This window comes from Kineococcus gypseus (genome assembly GCF_050871305.1).
GTDB classification, from domain to species: domain Bacteria; phylum Actinomycetota; class Actinomycetes; order Actinomycetales; family Kineococcaceae; genus Kineococcus; species Kineococcus gypseus.
Genome location: NZ_JBJLRD010000009.1, coordinates 1 through 14982, shown reverse-complemented (window position 1 = coordinate 14982; position 14982 = coordinate 1). Strand labels below are relative to the sequence as shown.

General features: G+C 78.9%; 14 protein-coding genes. 7 read left to right on the top strand and 7 right to left on the bottom strand.

The genetic code is table 11. The features are described from left to right. Positions 1 to 112 precede the first annotated feature (112 nt). The 3 genes from ACRYMN_RS04930 to ACRYMN_RS04920 are packed head-to-tail and all read left to right on the top strand — an operon-like array spanning position 113 to position 3497. A complete protein-coding gene (locus ACRYMN_RS04930; RefSeq protein WP_432492733.1) occupies positions 113 to 1369 on the top strand; it encodes a pyridoxal-phosphate-dependent aminotransferase family protein in 1257 nt (418 codons plus the stop codon). Further along, positions 1366 to 2637 (top strand): allantoate amidohydrolase, encoded by a 1272-nt coding sequence (locus tag ACRYMN_RS04925; RefSeq protein ID WP_432492577.1) that lies wholly within the window; start codon positions 1366 to 1368, stop codon positions 2635 to 2637. The genes ACRYMN_RS04930 and ACRYMN_RS04925 overlap by 4 nt, the downstream gene beginning before the upstream one ends. After that, positions 2634 to 3497 carry a MurR/RpiR family transcriptional regulator gene (locus tag ACRYMN_RS04920; protein WP_432492575.1) on the top strand — a complete coding sequence of 288 codons (864 nt, stop codon included), beginning with the start codon at positions 2634 to 2636 and terminating at the stop codon, positions 3495 to 3497. Before ACRYMN_RS04925 ends, ACRYMN_RS04920 begins: the two co-directional genes overlap by 4 nt. Here the strand turns inward: ACRYMN_RS04920 and ACRYMN_RS04915 are convergent. Together ACRYMN_RS04915 and ACRYMN_RS04910 are read right to left on the bottom strand one after the other, a co-directional pair. Then, a complete protein-coding gene (locus ACRYMN_RS04915) occupies positions 3464 to 6295 on the bottom strand; it encodes a molybdopterin-dependent oxidoreductase (protein ID WP_432492573.1) in 2832 nt (943 codons plus the stop codon). The two genes, ACRYMN_RS04920 and ACRYMN_RS04915, sit on opposite strands and share 34 nt — an antisense overlap. Then, complete coding sequence (locus ACRYMN_RS04910) at positions 6292 to 7215, bottom strand: FAD binding domain-containing protein (protein ID WP_432492571.1); 924 nt, start codon at positions 7213 to 7215, stop codon at positions 6292 to 6294. Before ACRYMN_RS04910 ends, ACRYMN_RS04915 begins: the two co-directional genes overlap by 4 nt. 53 nt (positions 7216 to 7268) lie before the next feature. Here ACRYMN_RS04910 and ACRYMN_RS04905 point away from each other — a divergent pair, with 53 nt between their 5' ends. Then, positions 7269 to 8876: a helix-turn-helix domain-containing protein gene (locus tag ACRYMN_RS04905; protein WP_432492569.1), complete on the top strand. Its 1608-nt coding sequence runs from the start codon at positions 7269 to 7271 to the stop codon at positions 8874 to 8876. On the opposite strand, the gene ACRYMN_RS04900 is transcribed toward ACRYMN_RS04905, so the two are convergent. Genes ACRYMN_RS04900 through uraD form a run of 4 tightly spaced genes read right to left on the bottom strand, consistent with a single transcriptional unit; the run spans position 8812 to position 11138 of the window. After that, complete coding sequence (locus ACRYMN_RS04900) at positions 8812 to 9318, bottom strand: nucleoside deaminase (RefSeq protein ID WP_432492731.1); 507 nt, start codon at positions 9316 to 9318, stop codon at positions 8812 to 8814. The two genes, ACRYMN_RS04905 and ACRYMN_RS04900, sit on opposite strands and share 65 nt — an antisense overlap. A 17-nt stretch (positions 9319 to 9335) precedes the next feature. Next, entirely contained in the window at positions 9336 to 10241 is a 906-nt protein-coding gene (gene pucL / locus ACRYMN_RS04895; RefSeq protein WP_432492567.1) for a factor-independent urate hydroxylase, read from the bottom strand. Between the two features lies 1 nt (position 10242). Continuing rightward, complete coding sequence (gene uraH / locus ACRYMN_RS04890; protein WP_432492565.1) at positions 10243 to 10566, bottom strand: hydroxyisourate hydrolase; 324 nt, start codon at positions 10564 to 10566, stop codon at positions 10243 to 10245. Next, positions 10563 to 11138, bottom strand: a complete 576-nt coding sequence (uraD, locus tag ACRYMN_RS04885) for a 2-oxo-4-hydroxy-4-carboxy-5-ureidoimidazoline decarboxylase (RefSeq protein ID WP_432492563.1) — start codon at positions 11136 to 11138, stop codon at positions 10563 to 10565. The genes uraH and uraD overlap by 4 nt, the downstream gene beginning before the upstream one ends. A 309-nt stretch (positions 11139 to 11447) precedes the next feature. Between uraD and ACRYMN_RS04880 the strand changes: the two genes are divergently transcribed. Genes ACRYMN_RS04880 through ACRYMN_RS04870 form a run of 3 tightly spaced genes read left to right on the top strand, consistent with a single transcriptional unit; the run spans position 11448 to position 13787 of the window. Next, entirely contained in the window at positions 11448 to 12629 is a 1182-nt protein-coding gene (locus ACRYMN_RS04880) for an XdhC family protein (protein WP_432492561.1), read from the top strand. A gap of 10 nt (positions 12630 to 12639) precedes the next feature. After that, a complete protein-coding gene (locus ACRYMN_RS04875; RefSeq protein ID WP_432492559.1) occupies positions 12640 to 13278 on the top strand; it encodes a nucleotidyltransferase family protein in 639 nt (212 codons plus the stop codon). Further along, positions 13275 to 13787, top strand: coding sequence for an iron-sulfur cluster assembly scaffold protein (locus ACRYMN_RS04870; RefSeq protein ID WP_432492557.1), 513 nt, complete (start codon positions 13275 to 13277; stop codon positions 13785 to 13787). The genes ACRYMN_RS04875 and ACRYMN_RS04870 overlap by 4 nt, the downstream gene beginning before the upstream one ends. Positions 13788 to 13880: 93 nt before the next feature. Here ACRYMN_RS04870 and ACRYMN_RS04865 read toward each other — a convergent pair whose 3' ends face one another. Next, a complete protein-coding gene (locus ACRYMN_RS04865) occupies positions 13881 to 14708 on the bottom strand; it encodes an SDR family NAD(P)-dependent oxidoreductase (protein WP_432492555.1) in 828 nt (275 codons plus the stop codon). Between the last annotated feature and the right edge of the window lie 274 nt (positions 14709 to 14982).

Genomic DNA, 14982 nt, shown 5'->3' with positions numbered 1-14982 from the left:
CCGCGGTGGAACGATCGTTGCATAAACTCGTTCCGTGGAACACGTGGACCAGCTCGTCGACGCGCCGCCGCCGCTGCGGACCGAGCAGGTCGCGCCGCCGCCGCGCCTGCTCATGGGGCCCGGCCCGGTCAACGCCGACCCGCGGGTGCTGCGCGCGATGTCCGCGCAGCTCGTGGGGCAGTACGACCCGGCGATGACGGCGTACATGGACGAGACGATGGAGCTGTACCGGCGGGTGCTGCGCACCCGCAACGAGGCCACCGTCCTGGTCGACGGCACCTCCCGCGCCGGCATCGAGGCGGTGATGGTCTCCCTGCTCGAACCCGGCGACCGCGTCCTGGTGCCGGTGTTCGGCCGCTTCGGGCACCTGCTGCGCGAGATCGCCGAGCGCTGCGGCGCGGAGGTGCACGTGCGCGAGGTGGAGTGGGGTTCGGTGTTCACCCCCGACGCGGTCGAGCGGGCGGTGCGCGAGGTGCGCCCCGAGCTGCTCGCCGTGGTGCAGGGCGACACCTCCACCACGATGAACCAGCCGCTGGCCGAGCTGGGCGAGATCGCCCACCGCCACGGCGCGCTGCTCTACAGCGACGTCACCGCCAGCCTGGGCGGCAACGAGTTCGCCATGGACGCCTGGGGCGTGGACGCGGCCACCGCCGGGTTGCAGAAGTGCCTGGGCGGCCCCTCCGGCAGCGCACCGACGAGCCTGTCCCCGCGCGCGGTGCAGGTGCTCGACCGGCGCCGCCACGTCGAGGCGGGCCTGCGCCCGGACCCGTACGCCGACCCCGACGACCCCGACGGCGCGGGCGGCGGGCGGCGGATCCGCTCGAACTACTTCGACCTGGCGATGGTGCTGGACTACTGGGGCCCGCGGCGGCTGAACCACCACACCGAGGCCACCTCGATGCTCTACGGCGCGCGCGAGTGCGCCCGGCTGCTGGTGGCCGAGGGGCTGGAGGCGGCCGTGGCCCGCCACCGCCTGCACGGGCGGGCCGTGCTCGCCGGGGTGCGCGGGCTGGGCCTGCGGGTCTTCGGCGACGTCGAGCACAAGATGCACAACGTCGTCGCGGTGGAGGTCCCCGACGGCGCCGGCGACGGCGAGGGCGTGCGCGCGGCGCTGCTGGCCGACTACGGCATCGAGATCGGCACCTCGTTCGGCCCGCTGGCCGGGAAGGTCTGGCGCATCGGCACGATGGGCTACAACGCGCGCAAGGACGCGGTCCTGACCACCCTGGCCGCGCTGGAGGCCGTGCTGCGCTCGGGCGGGGTGGCCGTCACCGCCGGTGGCGGCACCGGTGCCGCGCAGGAGGTCTACGCCGACGCGCGCACCGCGGCGGGGCAACCCGCGGGGCAGCCGGTGGGGGTGCCGGCGTGAGCGGCGCCGGGGACGTCGGCGCGGACGCGGCGCGGGTGCTGGCGCGCTGCGACGAGGTGGCGGCGCTGTCCAGCCGCCCGGACGGGATCGAGCGGGTGCACCTGACGCCCGAGCACGCGGCCGTGAACCGCCTGGTGGCCGGGTGGATGGCCGAGGCGGGCCTGCGCACGTGGCAGGACGCGGCGGGGAACCTGTGCGGGCGGCTGGAGGGGCCGGTGCCCGGCGCACCGGCGCTGCTGCTGGGCTCGCACCTGGACACCGTCCCCGACGCCGGGCGCTACGACGGCGTGCTGGGCGTGCTGCTGGCGGTCGCCGCGGTGCAGCGGCTGCGGGAGACGGGCGCGGCGCTGCCGTTCGCGCTGGAGGTCGTCGCCTTCACCGACGAGGAGGGCACCCGCTTCGGCACCGCCCTGCTGGGCAGCCGCGCCCTGGCCGGCACGTGGGACCCGGCGTGGTGGTCGCTGACCGACGCCGACGGCACGACGCTGCGCGAGGCGGCGAGCGCTTTCGGGCTCGACCCCGGCGCGGTGGGCGACGCGGCCCGCTCCCCCGGCGAGCTCGTCGGCTACCTCGAGGCGCACATCGAGCAGGGCCCGCTGCTGGAGGACGCCGACCGGGCGCTGGGCGTGGTGACGTCCATCGCGGGCGCGCGGCGGTTCTCGTGCACGGTCACCGGCGAGGCCCGCCACGCCGGCGGCACCCCGTACGACCGGCGCCGCGACGCGCTGTGCGCGGCCGCCGAGGTGGTGCTGCTCGTCGAGCGCACCGCCCGCGCCCGCGGCGTCATCGCCACCGTCGGCCGCCTGGAGGTCTCCCCCGGCGCGGTGAACGTCGTGCCGGGGCGCGTGGAGCTGAGCGTGGACCTGCGCGCCGAGCACGACGCGCACCGCGACGCGGTCTGGGAGGAGCTGCGCGCGGGGGCCGAGCGGCTGTGCGCGGCGCGCGGCTGCGGTTTCGCCGCGCACGAGCACCACAGCGCCGACGGTGTCGCGTGCGCGCCCGCGCTGCGCGACGCGGTGCGCCGCGGCATCGCCGCCACCGGCGACACCGACCCGCCGGAGCTGTTCAGCAAGGCCGGTCACGACGCCATGGCGCTGGCGACGCTGACGGACGTGGCGATGCTGTTCGTGCGCTGCGCCGGCGGGATCAGCCACGCGCCGGAGGAGTCCGTGCGCGCCGACGACGTCGCCGCCGCCCTCGACGCGCTGACCGCGGCGGTGCTCGCCGTCGCCGCGGACCGCGCGACGCACCCGGCACCGGTGCGGTGAACCCCGCGCCGCGGGAGGGGAGCGACCAGCCGATCGAGCGCCGCATCGACCGCGCCTACGCGCAGCTGGGGCCGCAGGAGCAGCGCGTCGCCGACGCGCTGATGGACCGCCTCGCCGACGTCGCCGTGCACAGCGCCGCGGAGCTGGCCGAGCTCAGCGGCACCTCCAAGGCCACCGTCAGCCGGTTCTTCCGGCGCCTGGGTTACGCCGGTTCCGCCGAGGCGCGCGAGGACGCGCGGGCGCTGCGCGGGACCGGGGTGCCGCTGGGCGGGTCGGCCGGCCCGCACGGCCCGCAGGGTTTCGCCGCCCACCTGGAGCAGGAGCGGCGCAACCTCGCGCTGGCCTGCACCTCGCTGGCCGAGCAGGACCCCGACGCGGTGGCGGGGCTGCTCGCCGGGGCGCGCCGCGTGCTCGTGGTGGGTTTCCGCAACAGCCACCCGGTCGCGCTGCACCTGCGCCAGCAGCTGCTGCAGTGCCGCCCGGACGTGCACCTGGCCCCGCAACCGGGGCAGTCCCTGGGCGAGGAGCTGGCCGGCCTCGGCGACGCGGACGCGGTGGTGCTCGTCGGTTTTCGCCGCCGCCCGCGCGGTTTCGCGGCGCTGGCGCGGGCGGTGGCGGAGGGGGCGGCCGCCTCGGTCCTGCTGACGGACGCCGCGGGGCGCCGCCACGGCGCGGGGTTCACGCACGTGCTGCAGGTGCCCACCGACGGCGTCGGCGCGTTCGACAGCTACGCGGCGGTGATGAGCACGGTGAGCCTGCTGGCCGGTGGCGTGCTGGCCGCGCGCCCGCGCGAGGGGCGCCGGCGCGTGGCGGGCATCACCGCCCTCTACACGGCGCTGGAGGAGCTGGAGGGGCGCTGAACCCCCGGCTCACCGGGGCCCGGCGGCCCGCCGGCGCGGGCGCGCCGCACCGCGCGCCACACCCGGTCGCGCGTCATGGGCAGCTCGTGCAGGCGCACCCCCACCGCGTCGCGCACGGCGTTGGCGAGGGCGGGCGCGACGGGGTTGTACGGCGACTCGCTCATGGACTTCGCCCCCAGCGGGCCGAACTCGTCGCGGGTGTCGGCGAACAGCACCTCGGTGTCGGGCACGTCCGCCGAGCGCGGCACGTGGTACGAGCGCAGCTCGGTGGTGGTCACCCGGCCCTCGGCGTCCAGGCGCAGCTCCTCGTGCAGGGCCGTGCCGATGGCCTGCGCGACACCGCCCTCGACCTGCCCGCGGCACTGCGCGGGGTTCAGGACGACTCCCGCGTCGGCGGCCTGCACCGAGCGCAGCAGGCGCACCTCCCCGGTGGCGGTGTCCACCGCCACCCGCACGGCGTGCACGTTGAAGGCCACCGAGCGCCGGGCGGGGTCCTCGCGGCCCTCGGCGCGCGGGGGCGCGCCGGTGGCGCGCACCTCGGCGGCGTGCACGGCCGCCAGCGGCACCAGGCGCTCCCCGCAGCGCACCCCGTCGCGCTCGAGGACGGCCGCGCCCGCCTCGACCCCGGCGACCAGCGCGGCGCGCGCCTCGACCCGCTCGCGCAGCGCCCGGCACGCGCGCAGCAGCGCCGTGCCGGCCACGACGACGCCGGCGGAGCCGAACGCTCCGGTGTCGCGGGTGGTGGCGTCGGTGTCGGACTGCAGCAGCCGCAGGCGCCCGGGCTCGGTGGCCAGCGCCCCGGCGGCCAGCTGGGTGTGCACGGTGGTGGTGCCGTTGCCGAACTCGGTGGTACCCACCCGCAGCTCCCAGGTGCCGTCCGCCGCCAGCGACGCCGACGTCTCCGCCACGTGCCCGCGCGGCGGCACGGTGGCGATCATGGTGGCGGCCATCCCCTCGCCGGTGCGCCACGTCGGCCCGACCGGCGCCGGCTCGCCGCCGCGCGCGAGCGCCGCCTGCGCCAGGTCCAGGCACTGGTCCAGGCCGTAGCTGCCGAAGCGCAGGCCGTCGTCGGCGCCGCCGCGGTGGGGGTCGGAGGTGACGACGAACGGGTCGCCGGGCACGACGACGTTGCGCCGGCGCAGCTCGAAGGGGTCCAGGTGCAGCTCGCGGGCCAGGTCGTCCAGGGCGGACTCGATCGCGAACTGCACCTGCCCCAGCCCGTAGCCGCGGAACGCCCCGCCGGGCAGGGTGGTGGTGTAGACCGCGCGCGCGTCCACCCGCTTGTTCGGGCAGCGGTACAGCGCCACCGACTCGTGGCAACCGTGGAACATCACCCCGGGGCTGTGGTTGCCGTGGGCGCCGGCGTCGACGAGCACGTCCAGGGCCAGCGCGGTAAGGGTCCCGTCCGCGTCGGCGCCCACCCGCACCGACACCCGGAACGGGTGCCTGCTGGGCACGCGGGTCAGCTCGTCGGTGCGGGTGAGCTCCAGCTGCACCGGGCGCCCGGTGCGCAGGACGGCCAGCGCGACGACGTCCTCGGTGAGCATCTCCTGCTTGCCGCCGAAACCCCCGCCGACGCGGGCGGTGAGCACCCGCACCCGCTCGCTCGGCAGCGAGAACACGCGGGCGACCTCGTCGCGCACGAGGAACGGCACCTGGGTGCTGGTGCGCAGCACCAGGCGCCCGTCGTCGTCGAGCCAGCCGGTGGTGGCGTGCGTCTCCATCGCCACGTGCGAGACGCGCGCGGTGCGGTAGGTGCCGCCGGCCACGGCGTGCGCGGCGGCCAGCGCGGCCTCCACGTCGCCCACCCCGCCGTGCAGCTCGGCGACGAGGTTGCGCGCGGGGTCGGCGATGCGCGAGGCGGGGCCCTTGTCGCCGTGCACGGCCGCGGTGCCCGGCTCGGTGGCGGTCTCCGGGTCCAGCACCGCGGGCAGCACCTCGTACTCCACGGCGACCAGGCGGCACGCCTCCTCCGCGAGCGCGAGCGTCTCGGCCACGGCCACGGCCACCCGCTGGCCGTGGAAGCGCACGACGTCGTCGAGGACGCGGGTGTCGTCCGGGTCGTCGAGGCGGTCGTGGTGACGGGCGGTGGAGAACAGCACGCCGGGGTCGTCGTGGTGGGTGAGCACCGCGTGCACGCCCGGCAGCGCCAGCGCCGCGGCGGTGTCGATCGAGCGCACCCGCGCGTGCGCGTGCGGGCTGCCCAGGACGGCGGCGTGCAGCAGGCCGGGCACGTGCAGGTCCAGGGTGAACGGCTCGCGGCCGGTGACGACGCGGCGCGCGGCCGGGGCCGGGGCGGAGGCCCCCGGCAGCGCGGGGGCGCACCCGTCCGCGCACCCGGTCGCCGTCCCGCACCCGGGCGCCGCCCCGGGCGCGGAGGCGGCCACGGCGGCGCGCACGGAGCGGTACCCGGTGCAGCGGCACAGGTTCCCCTTCAGCGCCTGGTCCAGGTCCGCGCGCTGCTCCTCCTCGAGGGCGGCGACGGAGACCACCGCACCGGGGGTGCAGAAGCCGCACTGGAAACCCGCCTGCTCGACGAACGCGCGCTGCACCGGGTGCAGGTCCTCCGGGGTGCCCAGCCCGGCGGCGGTGGTCACCTCCCGGCCGTGCGCGCGCACCGCCGGGTACAGGCACGAGCGCACCGGGCCGCCGTCGACGAGGACGGTGCACGCCCCGCAGTCGCCGCTGTCGCAGCCCTTCTTCACCGCGTGGTGCCCGCCCTCGCGCAGCAGCGTGCGCAGGCACTGACCCGGGCGCGGCTCGGCGCGCACCTCGGCGCCGTCGACCGTGAACCTCACCGCGCACCCCCGTCGCCCCCGGGGGCCCCGGCGCCCCCGTCGTCGACCGCGCCGCCCTGGCGCGGCACGAGCGCCCCGCCCGCGCCACCCGCCCCGCCCGCCGGTGGCCGGGCCAGTTCCGCGCGCACCTCCTCGGCCAGCACCGCGGTGACCGCGCGCCGCCAGTCGGGGGCGCCGTGCACGTCGTCGAACCACTCCCCGACCCCCTCCACCGCCGCGCGCAGCTCGTCCGCGGCGGGCACGCCGGGGAAGTCCAGGCGCACCGGCCGGGGGGTGGCGGCGGTGACGTGCACGGCCAGGGCGCCGGCGGGGTCCAGCCGGCCGATCACCACCGAGGCCGAGCGGCCCACGGGGCTGAGCGAGGTGCGCCGCAGCGCGGTGCGCGAGCGCAGGGCGCGCTCGGGCAGGTGCAGCGCGCGCAGCACCTCCCCCGGCGCCAGGCAGGTGCGTCCCGGGCCGGTCACCAGCTCGGCCACCGGCAGGTGCCGGGACCCGCCGGCCGTCCACACCTCGGCGGTGCCCTCCAGGGCGCTGGCCAGGGAGGTCATCGCCCCCGCGGGCAGGGCCAGGCAGACGTTGCCGCCGACCGTGGCGGTGCGGCACACCGCGGCGGAGGCCACCAGCGCCGCCGCGCACCGCGCCAGCAGCGGGTGCGCCGCCCAGCCCGGCTGCGCCGGCAGCGCCGCGAGCTGCCCGATCGTGCAGGTGGCGGCGACCTCCAGCCCGCGCGGGGAGACGGTCAGCGCCGGCCAGTCCAGCGTGGTCAGGTCCACCAGGGTGCGCAGGTGCGGCTGCGGGGTGGAGAACAGCCACGTGCCGCCTGCGAGGATCGCGGTGCCGGGGTCGGCCAGGTCGGCCAGGTCGGCCAGGTCGGCGCGGGTGCGCGCGGAGCGGACCTCGGTGACGGTGTTCAGGTCCACGGGGGGAACCTCCCGGTGGCGGGGTCGGCGACGGGTGCGAGGAGGTCGGGGCGGTGCTGGTGCGGGACCTGCTGGAGGCGGCCGAACTGCGCCTGCGCCTGCTGTGGGGCGGGGAGGCGGAGCTGGCGCGGCCGGTCTCCGGCGCCTGCACCAGCGACCTGCTGCGCCCGGGCCGCTACGTCGAGGCGGGCCAGGTGCTGCTGACGGGCCTGGTCTGGCACGGCGCGCCGGCCGACAGCGAGGTGTTCGTCGCCGACGCCGCGGCGGCCGGGGCCAGCGCCGTCGCCGCCGGTGAGGGCCTGCTCGGCGCGGTGCCGCAGGACGTGGCCGAGGCCGCGGCCCGCCACGGCCTGGCGCTGCTGGCCGTGCCGGCCGACGTGCCCTTCCACCGGGTGCAGGCGCACGTGGACGGCGGCGCGCAGTCCGAGCGGGTGCGCCGGCTGACCGCCGACCTCGCGCGCCAGCGCCGGCTGCTGGAGGAGCTCGCCGAGGGCCGCAGCCTGGAGGACCTGGCGCTGGCCACCTCGCGCCGGCTGCGGCTGCGCGTGCGGGTGCTCACCGCCACCGGCCGCGCCGTGGTCGCGGGCGTGCCGCCGCTGCCCGCCGAGACCGTCGACGACGTGGTGCGCGCTGCCGGGGCGGCCGCCGCGCTGCCGGCGGTGGTGCGCCTGCCGTCGGGCACGTGGAGCGTGCTGGGCGTGGGCCCGCGCGGCGCCCACCGCGCGCAGTCGTGGTTCCTCGTCGTGGACGGCGACCTCGGCGGCTGGGAGCCGGCCACCGCCGAGGCGGTGCGCGAGCTGGCCGGTGCCGCGGCCCTGCAGCGCTCGCGCGAGCACGGCGAGGCGCGCGCGGCGCGGGTGCTGGCCGACGAGGCGGTGCGCGCCGCGGAGGACGGCTCGGGGCGCACCGCGCTGGCCGGCTGCCTGCAGCGCGCCGGGCTGGACCCGCGCGCCGGCCTGGTGGTGGCCACCGCCGACGCGCCGGGCGCTCCGCGGGACCTGGCCCGCGAGCTGCTGGCGGACGCGGTCGCGCAGCTGGGCCCGCCGGTGGTCGGTGCCGCCGCCGACGGCGGGGCGGTGGCCCTGGTGCCCGCCGCCGAGGCCCGCGAGGTCTCCGCGCTGCTGCACCGGGCGCTGGCGCGCGCCGGCGCGGCGCTGCCCGGCGCGCGGCTGGTGGCCGGGGTGGGCGCGGCCGCCGGGGCCGAGGACCTCGGCGACGCGCTGCGCTCGGCCGTGCACGCGCTCCGGCTGGCGCGCGAGTCCGGCGAGGCGGTCTCGGTGGTGCTGGCCGACGAGCTCGCCTCGGCGGTGCGGCTGCTGCGCGCGGTGCCCGAGCACCTGCGCCGCGCGTTCGCCGCCGACGTGCTCGGCCCGCTGCTGGACGCCTCCCCCGCCCACGCGGAGCTGCTGGCGACGCTGCGCGAGTTCGTGGCCTGCTCGGGGGCGTGGGCGCGCGCGGCCCAGCGCCTGCACGTGCACCAGAACACCGTGCGCTACCGCATCGCGCGCGTGGAGGGCCTGCTCGGCCGCGACGTGCGCGACCTGGACGACCTGGTCGACCTGCGCATCGCCCTGGACGTGCTCGACGCCGGGCACGTCAGTACTCCACACGCGAGCGCGCGCCCAGCCACGCCTCGAACGGGCGCACCGCCCCGGCGGTGACCACGTGCTCCACCGGCACCGCCCACGTGGAGCGGTCGCGCGCGAGCATCTCGTAGAACGCGAGGTCGTCGAAACCCCCGCGGGCGGCGTCGTGGCGGTCGGCGGCGTAGACCACCCGGTCCACGCGCGCCCACAGCGAGGCCGTCAGGCACATCGGGCACGGCTCGCAGCTGCTGTAGAGCGTCGCCCCTGCCAGCGAGAAGGTGCCCAGCGCGGCGCAGGCGGCGCGGATCGCGACGACCTCGGCGTGCGCGGTCGGGTCGTTGTCGCGGGTGACGCGGTTGCCGCCGGCGCCGACGTCGCGACCGCCCAGGCGCACGAGCGCGCCGAACGGGCCGCCGCCCTCGGCGACGTTGCGCGCGGCGATCTCCACCGCGCGCGCCAGGTGCTCGGCGTCCTCCACCGCGCGGGCCACCGCGCCGTCCACCGCGTCCCCCGCCACGACCACCGCCCGGCCCCTCACGCCCGCCCCGCCCCGGCCCGCCACGCCGACGGCGCGGGCGGGACCTCCTCGCGCGCGACGCTCGCCTCGATGAGGCCGTAGGGGCGGTCCTCGGCGCGGAACACCTCGCCGGGGTTCTGCAGCCCGAACGGCGTGAGGTCGACGGGGAAGTGGTGCTTGTTCGGCGCGCTCAGCCGCACCTCCACCACGTCCGGGAACCGCTGCAGGACGGCCTCACCCATGTGCCACAGCGTCTGCTGCAGCGCCAGGGAGTGCACGGTGGCGAACTGCTCCAGCAGGACCCGCCGGATGCCGGCGTGCACCTCGTCCCAGGCGACGTCGGTGCCCGTGAAGCGCCAGCGCGCCAGCAGGGACGTGGCCATCACCCGGTCGTGCGTCTCGGCCAGCGTCGTGTACTCGTCGACGAGGAAGCCGGAGAACTCCGAGCCGGTGGACTTCAGCACCACGAGGTCCTTCAGGCCGCCGACGACCCACGCGCGCTGCTGCCCGCCCTCGCCCTCCACGGTGACGGCCGCGGTGCGCACGTCGTGGCCGGCGCGCTCCCACGTGTGGTCGTGGGGTTCCCCGTCGACCTCCACGCGCCGCCAGGCGTGCTCCTCGACCTCCACGCGCGCGCCGGTGACCGGTGCCACGTCGTCGACGAAGTGCCGCGCCAGGGCCAGGGCGTACTCCTCCACCGTGCCCAGCCCCTGCTCCTTGGCGTAGGCGTAGCAGGTGTTCTTCTGGCTGTCGGTGGGCAGCACGCGCGACTGGTCCCCGCGCAGGTACGCGTCGGCGAAGTCCCCGCGCAGCGAGGTGGAGACGGTGACGTCGCGGATCTCGTGGCGGGGGCTGTCCCGCCGGATGCGCACCACGCGGTTCTCGGCCTTGCCGTACTGGTGGGCGTCCAGGACGATCGGCATCTCAGCTCCCGCGGTAGGTGGAGTAGGCGTACGGCGCCAGCAGCAGCGGGACGTGCAGGTGGTCCTCGCCGGCGACGGTGAACGTCACGACCACCTCCGGGTGGAACGCCGCCGCGCCGCGTCGGGCGAACCAGTCGCCGGTGGCGAACGCGAGCGCGTACGCGCCCGGCGCCAGGGCGGTGTCGACGAGGGCGCCGACCCTGCCGTCGGCGTCGGTGGTGGCAGAGGCCAGCTCGGCGCCGCCGGGGGCGCGCAGCACGACGGCGACGCCGGCGGCCGGGGTGCCGGTGGTGGTGTCCAGGACGTGGGTGCTCACGCGCGTCACCCGCCACCGCCCGCCACGGGGTCGCCCGCCGCGAGGTCGGCGACCAGCCGCCGCACGCGCAGCCGCGTGATGGCGGCCAGCTCCCCGCGCAGCACCGCGCGCTCGGTGGCCGGGTCGTTGCCCAGCCGGGCGCGCAGCGTGGCCAGCAGGTCCTCGGCGCTGCGCCCGCTCGCGCACACCAGGTACACGTGGCCGAAGCGCTCCTCGTAGGCGCGGTTGCCCTCGGCCAGCGCGGCGAGCACGTCGCCGTCCGCGGCCAGCGCCGCGGCCTGCTCGCGGCTCGAGGCCGCGCTCGCGGAGCGCTCGCCGATGCGCGGGTGCCCGGCCAGGGCCGCGTCGACGTCGTCCTCCCCGGTGCGCGCCAGCTCCTCGTCGCAGGCGCGCAGCAGCGCGCCGAGGTCCCCGTGCGGGCCGCGGGTGGCCACGCGCCGCGCCCAGCGCGGCGCCGAGCAGCACGTCAGGAGCAGTTCCGCGGCCCGCTCGCGCGGCAGGGCGTCGAACGCCGCGGTGCCCGGGTCCGGGACCCCCGCGGGGTCCGGCGCCGACGGGCCCGGCCCGGTCGTCGCGGTCATCGCCCACCCCCCTCGTGCCTGCTCGCGGCCGGGGCGCGCTGCGCCCCGGCGGTCCTGCCGGACGTCCAGCATGTCCGCGTGCGCCGCGCCCGGCACGCACCGCACGACCAGAGTCCAGCACCCCCCCGGGGCCGCCGTTGGCGTTCCGCACAAGCACCGCCCCCGGGGGCCGGAACGGAAACACGGCCGTAACCGGGCGTGCGACCGGGCGCAACACTGCTCGCCACGCGCGCGTCGGCGGTGGTCGAATGCCCCTCGGAGGCCGGTCGGGTACCGGGGCGGGCGCGGACCCGCGGGGAGGGGGGCGGCGTGCGCGAACACCTCGGGGCGCTGGCGCGCTGCAGCGCGGAGGGCGGCTGGGCGCTGGCCACGGTCGTGGCCACGCGCGGGTCGGCGCCCAGACCGGTGGGCACGGCGGTGCTCGTCGGCGCCGACGGCACCATCGCCGGCAGCCTGTCGGGCGGCTGCATCGAGTCGGCCGTGCACGAGGTCGCCCAGCGGGTCCTGGCCACCGGCACCGCCTCGCTGCAGCGCTACGGCGTGGCCGACGAGGACGCCCTCGCGGTGGGCACCACCTGCGGCGGCGAGCTCGACGTGCTCGTCGAGCGGGTGGAGGCGCGCGACGCGGCCCTGTGGCGGCGGGCGGCGGAGGCGGTGGCGGCGGAGGAACCGGTCGTGCTCGGGGTGGTCGTCGAGCACCCGGACCCGGCCGCGGTCGGGCGCCGCTTCCTCGTCGACGCCTCCGGCTCCCTCGTCGACGCCTCCGGCGGCGTCTCCCCGCTCGGCCCGCCGGCGCTGGAGGGGGCCGTGGCCGCCGACGCCGCGGACCTGCTGGGCCGCGACGCGGCGCTCTCGCGCACCCACGGCACCGCGGGCGGCGCGCGGGTGCGCGTGTGCCTGGCGCCGCTGTCGCCGCGCCGTCGGCTGCTCGTCTTCGGCTCCGTGGACGTCGCCGCGGCCGCCGCGGCGATGGGCGCGCAGCTGGGGTTCCGGGTCACCGTGTGCGACGCGCGCGCCGCGCTGACCACCCCTGAGCGCTTCCCCGGCGTGCAGGACCTCGTGGTGGACCTGCCGCACCGCTACCTGGCCCGCGAGCGCGACGCCGGCCGGCTCGGGCGCGCCCCCGTGCTGCTGGTGCTCACGCACGACGCCCGCTTCGACGTGCCGCTGCTGCGCACCGCGCTGCACCTGCCGGAGCTGGGGTACCTGGGGGCGATGGGCTCGCGGCGCACCCACGAGGAGCGGGCGGCGCGGCTGGCGGCCGAGGGCCTGGGCGAGCTGGCCGCGCAGCTCCTGCGCAGCCCGCTGGGGCTGGACCTGGGCGGCAGCTCCCCGGCCGAGACGGCGCTGAGCGTGCTGGCGGAGGTGGTGGCGGTGCTCAACGGCCGCTCCGGGCGCCCGCTGTCGACGACGACCGGGCCCCTGCACGGGTCGGGCACCGCACCGGCCGGGCAGTGCCCGCCCGGGGTGCGCGAGTTCGCGGCGGTGTGAGGTGAGGGCGGTGGGGCTGGTGCTGGCGGCGGGGTCCGGGCGGCGGATGGGGGCGCCGAAGGCGTTGCTGCGCACGACGTCCGGGGAGAGCTGGGCCGCGCGCGCCGCGCGGGTGCTGGGCGAGGGCGGGTGCTCGCCGGTGCTGGTGACCACCGGCGCCGGGGGTGAGCAGGTGGCGCGCGGGCTGCCCGCGGGGGTGCGCGCGCTGCCCGTGGCGGACGCCGCCACCGGCCTGGGCGCCGGGCTGCGCGCCGGCCTGGACGCCGCCGGCGCGCTGCACCCGGACCTCGACGCGGTGGTGGTCACGCTGGTGGACCTGCCGGACGTCGACGCGCGGGCGGTGGCCTCCGTGCTGGCCGCCGCCGGGCCGCACCCGCGCTCGGCGCTGGTGCGCGCCACCTGGGCCGGCCGGCCCGGGCACCCGGTGCTGCTGGGGCGCGACGCGCTGCCGGCCGCGCGGCGCGGCGCGCGCGGGGACACCGGCGCGCGCGGGCTGCTGGCGGGCGCGGACGTGGTCCTCGTCGAGCAGCACCCCGCCCCCGGCCGCGGCGGGGACGTGGACTCCCCCGGCCTGCTGCCCGCCGGCACGCGCTGGCCGGACGGGGTGGACGCCCCCGCCCCGGCGGTCGCCGAGGGGGTTTCGCGGTGAGCGCCGGGCTGAGCGAGCAGGAGCGCCGCCTGCTGCTGCAGGAGCACGCGCAGCACCCCGTGGGCCGCGGGCTGGTCGGAGCGCCCGGCGCGCACGAGGTGGAGGTGGTGCGCACCAGCCCGCTGTGCGGGGACGAGGTGCGCCTGCGGCTGCGCCTGGACGGCGAGCGGGTGGCCGCGCTGTCGTGGGAGCACGAGGGCTGCTCGCTGAGCGCGGCCGCGACCTCGGCGCTGGCGGCCGCCGTGCTGGAGCGGCCGGTGCGGCGGCGCGGTGCCGCGGAGCTGCGCGGGCTGCTGGCGCGCTACGCCGCCCGCTGCGCCGGTGGACCCGAGGAGGTGGACGGGGCGGACGAGGTGGACGAGCCGGGCTCGCCGGGGCAGCCGTCCGACCTGGCCGTGGTCGCGGACCTGGCGGCGGGGTCGGCGCGGCGCGGGTGCGCCGTGCTGGGGGCGCAGGCCCTGGGCGCGGCGCTGCAGGAGGCGTTCGGGCCCGCCGCACCGCCCGGGTGAGGCCGCGGGGGCGCTGGTCCTGGGACCGGCGGGTCCTGGCTGCCGCCCGGGCGGTGCGGCGGGCCCGTGGAGCTGCGCCGGTGCTGCGCCCGTTCAGGCGGAGCGGGTGGTCACGATGCCGCCGTCGACGGCGATCTCCGCGCCGTGCACGTACGCCGAGCGCTCCGAGAGCAGCCAGGCCACCGCCTCGGCGACCTCCTCGGGCTCGCCGGGGCGCCCGGCGGGGGTGCCGGCGGTCATGGCGGCGATCACGTCGCCGTCGGCGGCGTTGACCGGGGTGCGGGTGGCTCCGGGTGAGACGGTGTTCACCCGCACCCCGCGCGGGCCGAACTCGGCGGCCCAGCTGCGCGCGAGCTGGATCTCGGCGGCCTTGGTCGCCGAGTACAGCCCGACGAAGGGGTGCCCCACGTGGGCCATCCAGGAGCCGATGACGACGATCGCGCCGTGCCCGCGCCCGGCCATCGCCGGGGCCAGGGCCGCGGTCAGCACGTGCGGGGCGCGCACGTTGACCGCCAGCGTGGCCTCCAGGTCCGCGTCGTCGAGGTGGACGGTGTCCACGGCCGGGCACAGGGCCGCGTTGTGCACGAGCGCGTCCAGCCTGCCGCCGGCGGCGTCGGTGGCGGCGCGGGCGAAGGCGCGCAGCTCCCCGGGGCTCGCGGCGAGGTCGGAGGGGACGAAGACGGCCCCCCCACCGCCGGTGCCGGCCGCGGCGTCGAGGTCCGCCACGACGGACTTCCCGCGGACCTCGTCGCGGCCGGTGACGACGACGCGCCAGCCCTGCGCGGCCAGGACGCGGGCGGTGGCCGCGCCGATGCCGCTGGTGGAGCCGGTGACCAGGACGGTGCGCGGCTCGCCGGTGCGCTCCTGCCCGGCGCGTGCTCCTGCGGTGCGGGGTCCTGCGTGGTGCTCTGCGGTGGTCATGGCGTCCACCTCAGCCGGGCCCGGGGTCTGGCACCAGGGCACGTGGTGCCTAGGACCGGCGAGGCCTGGATGCGTCCAGCGGTCCACTGCCGCGCCGAACCCGACCTCGCATCGACCGCGGCTCGCAACGACCCGGCGACGACCCGGGCGATGACCTGCGACGCGCGAGGCACCTGGGGGGGGGGGGGGGGGGGGGGGGGGGGGGGGGGGGGGGGGGGGGGGGGGGGGGGGGGGGGGGGGGGGGGGGGGGGGGGGGGGGGGGGGGGGGGGGGGG

Excerpts from the sequence above, each read along its gene's own strand:
- ACRYMN_RS04930 (WP_432492733.1), top strand. The coding sequence starts at position 113 with ATGGGGCCCGGCCCGGTCAACGCCGACCCGCGGGTGCTGCGCGCGATG.
- uraD (WP_432492563.1), bottom strand. The coding sequence starts at position 11,138 with ATGACCGCGACGACCGGGCCGGGCCCGTCGGCGCCGGACCCCGCGGGG.
- pucL (WP_432492567.1), bottom strand. The coding sequence starts at position 10,241 with ATGCCGATCGTCCTGGACGCCCACCAGTACGGCAAGGCCGAGAACCGC.
- ACRYMN_RS04865 (WP_432492555.1), bottom strand. The coding sequence starts at position 14,708 with ATGACCACCGCAGAGCACCACGCAGGACCCCGCACCGCAGGAGCACGC.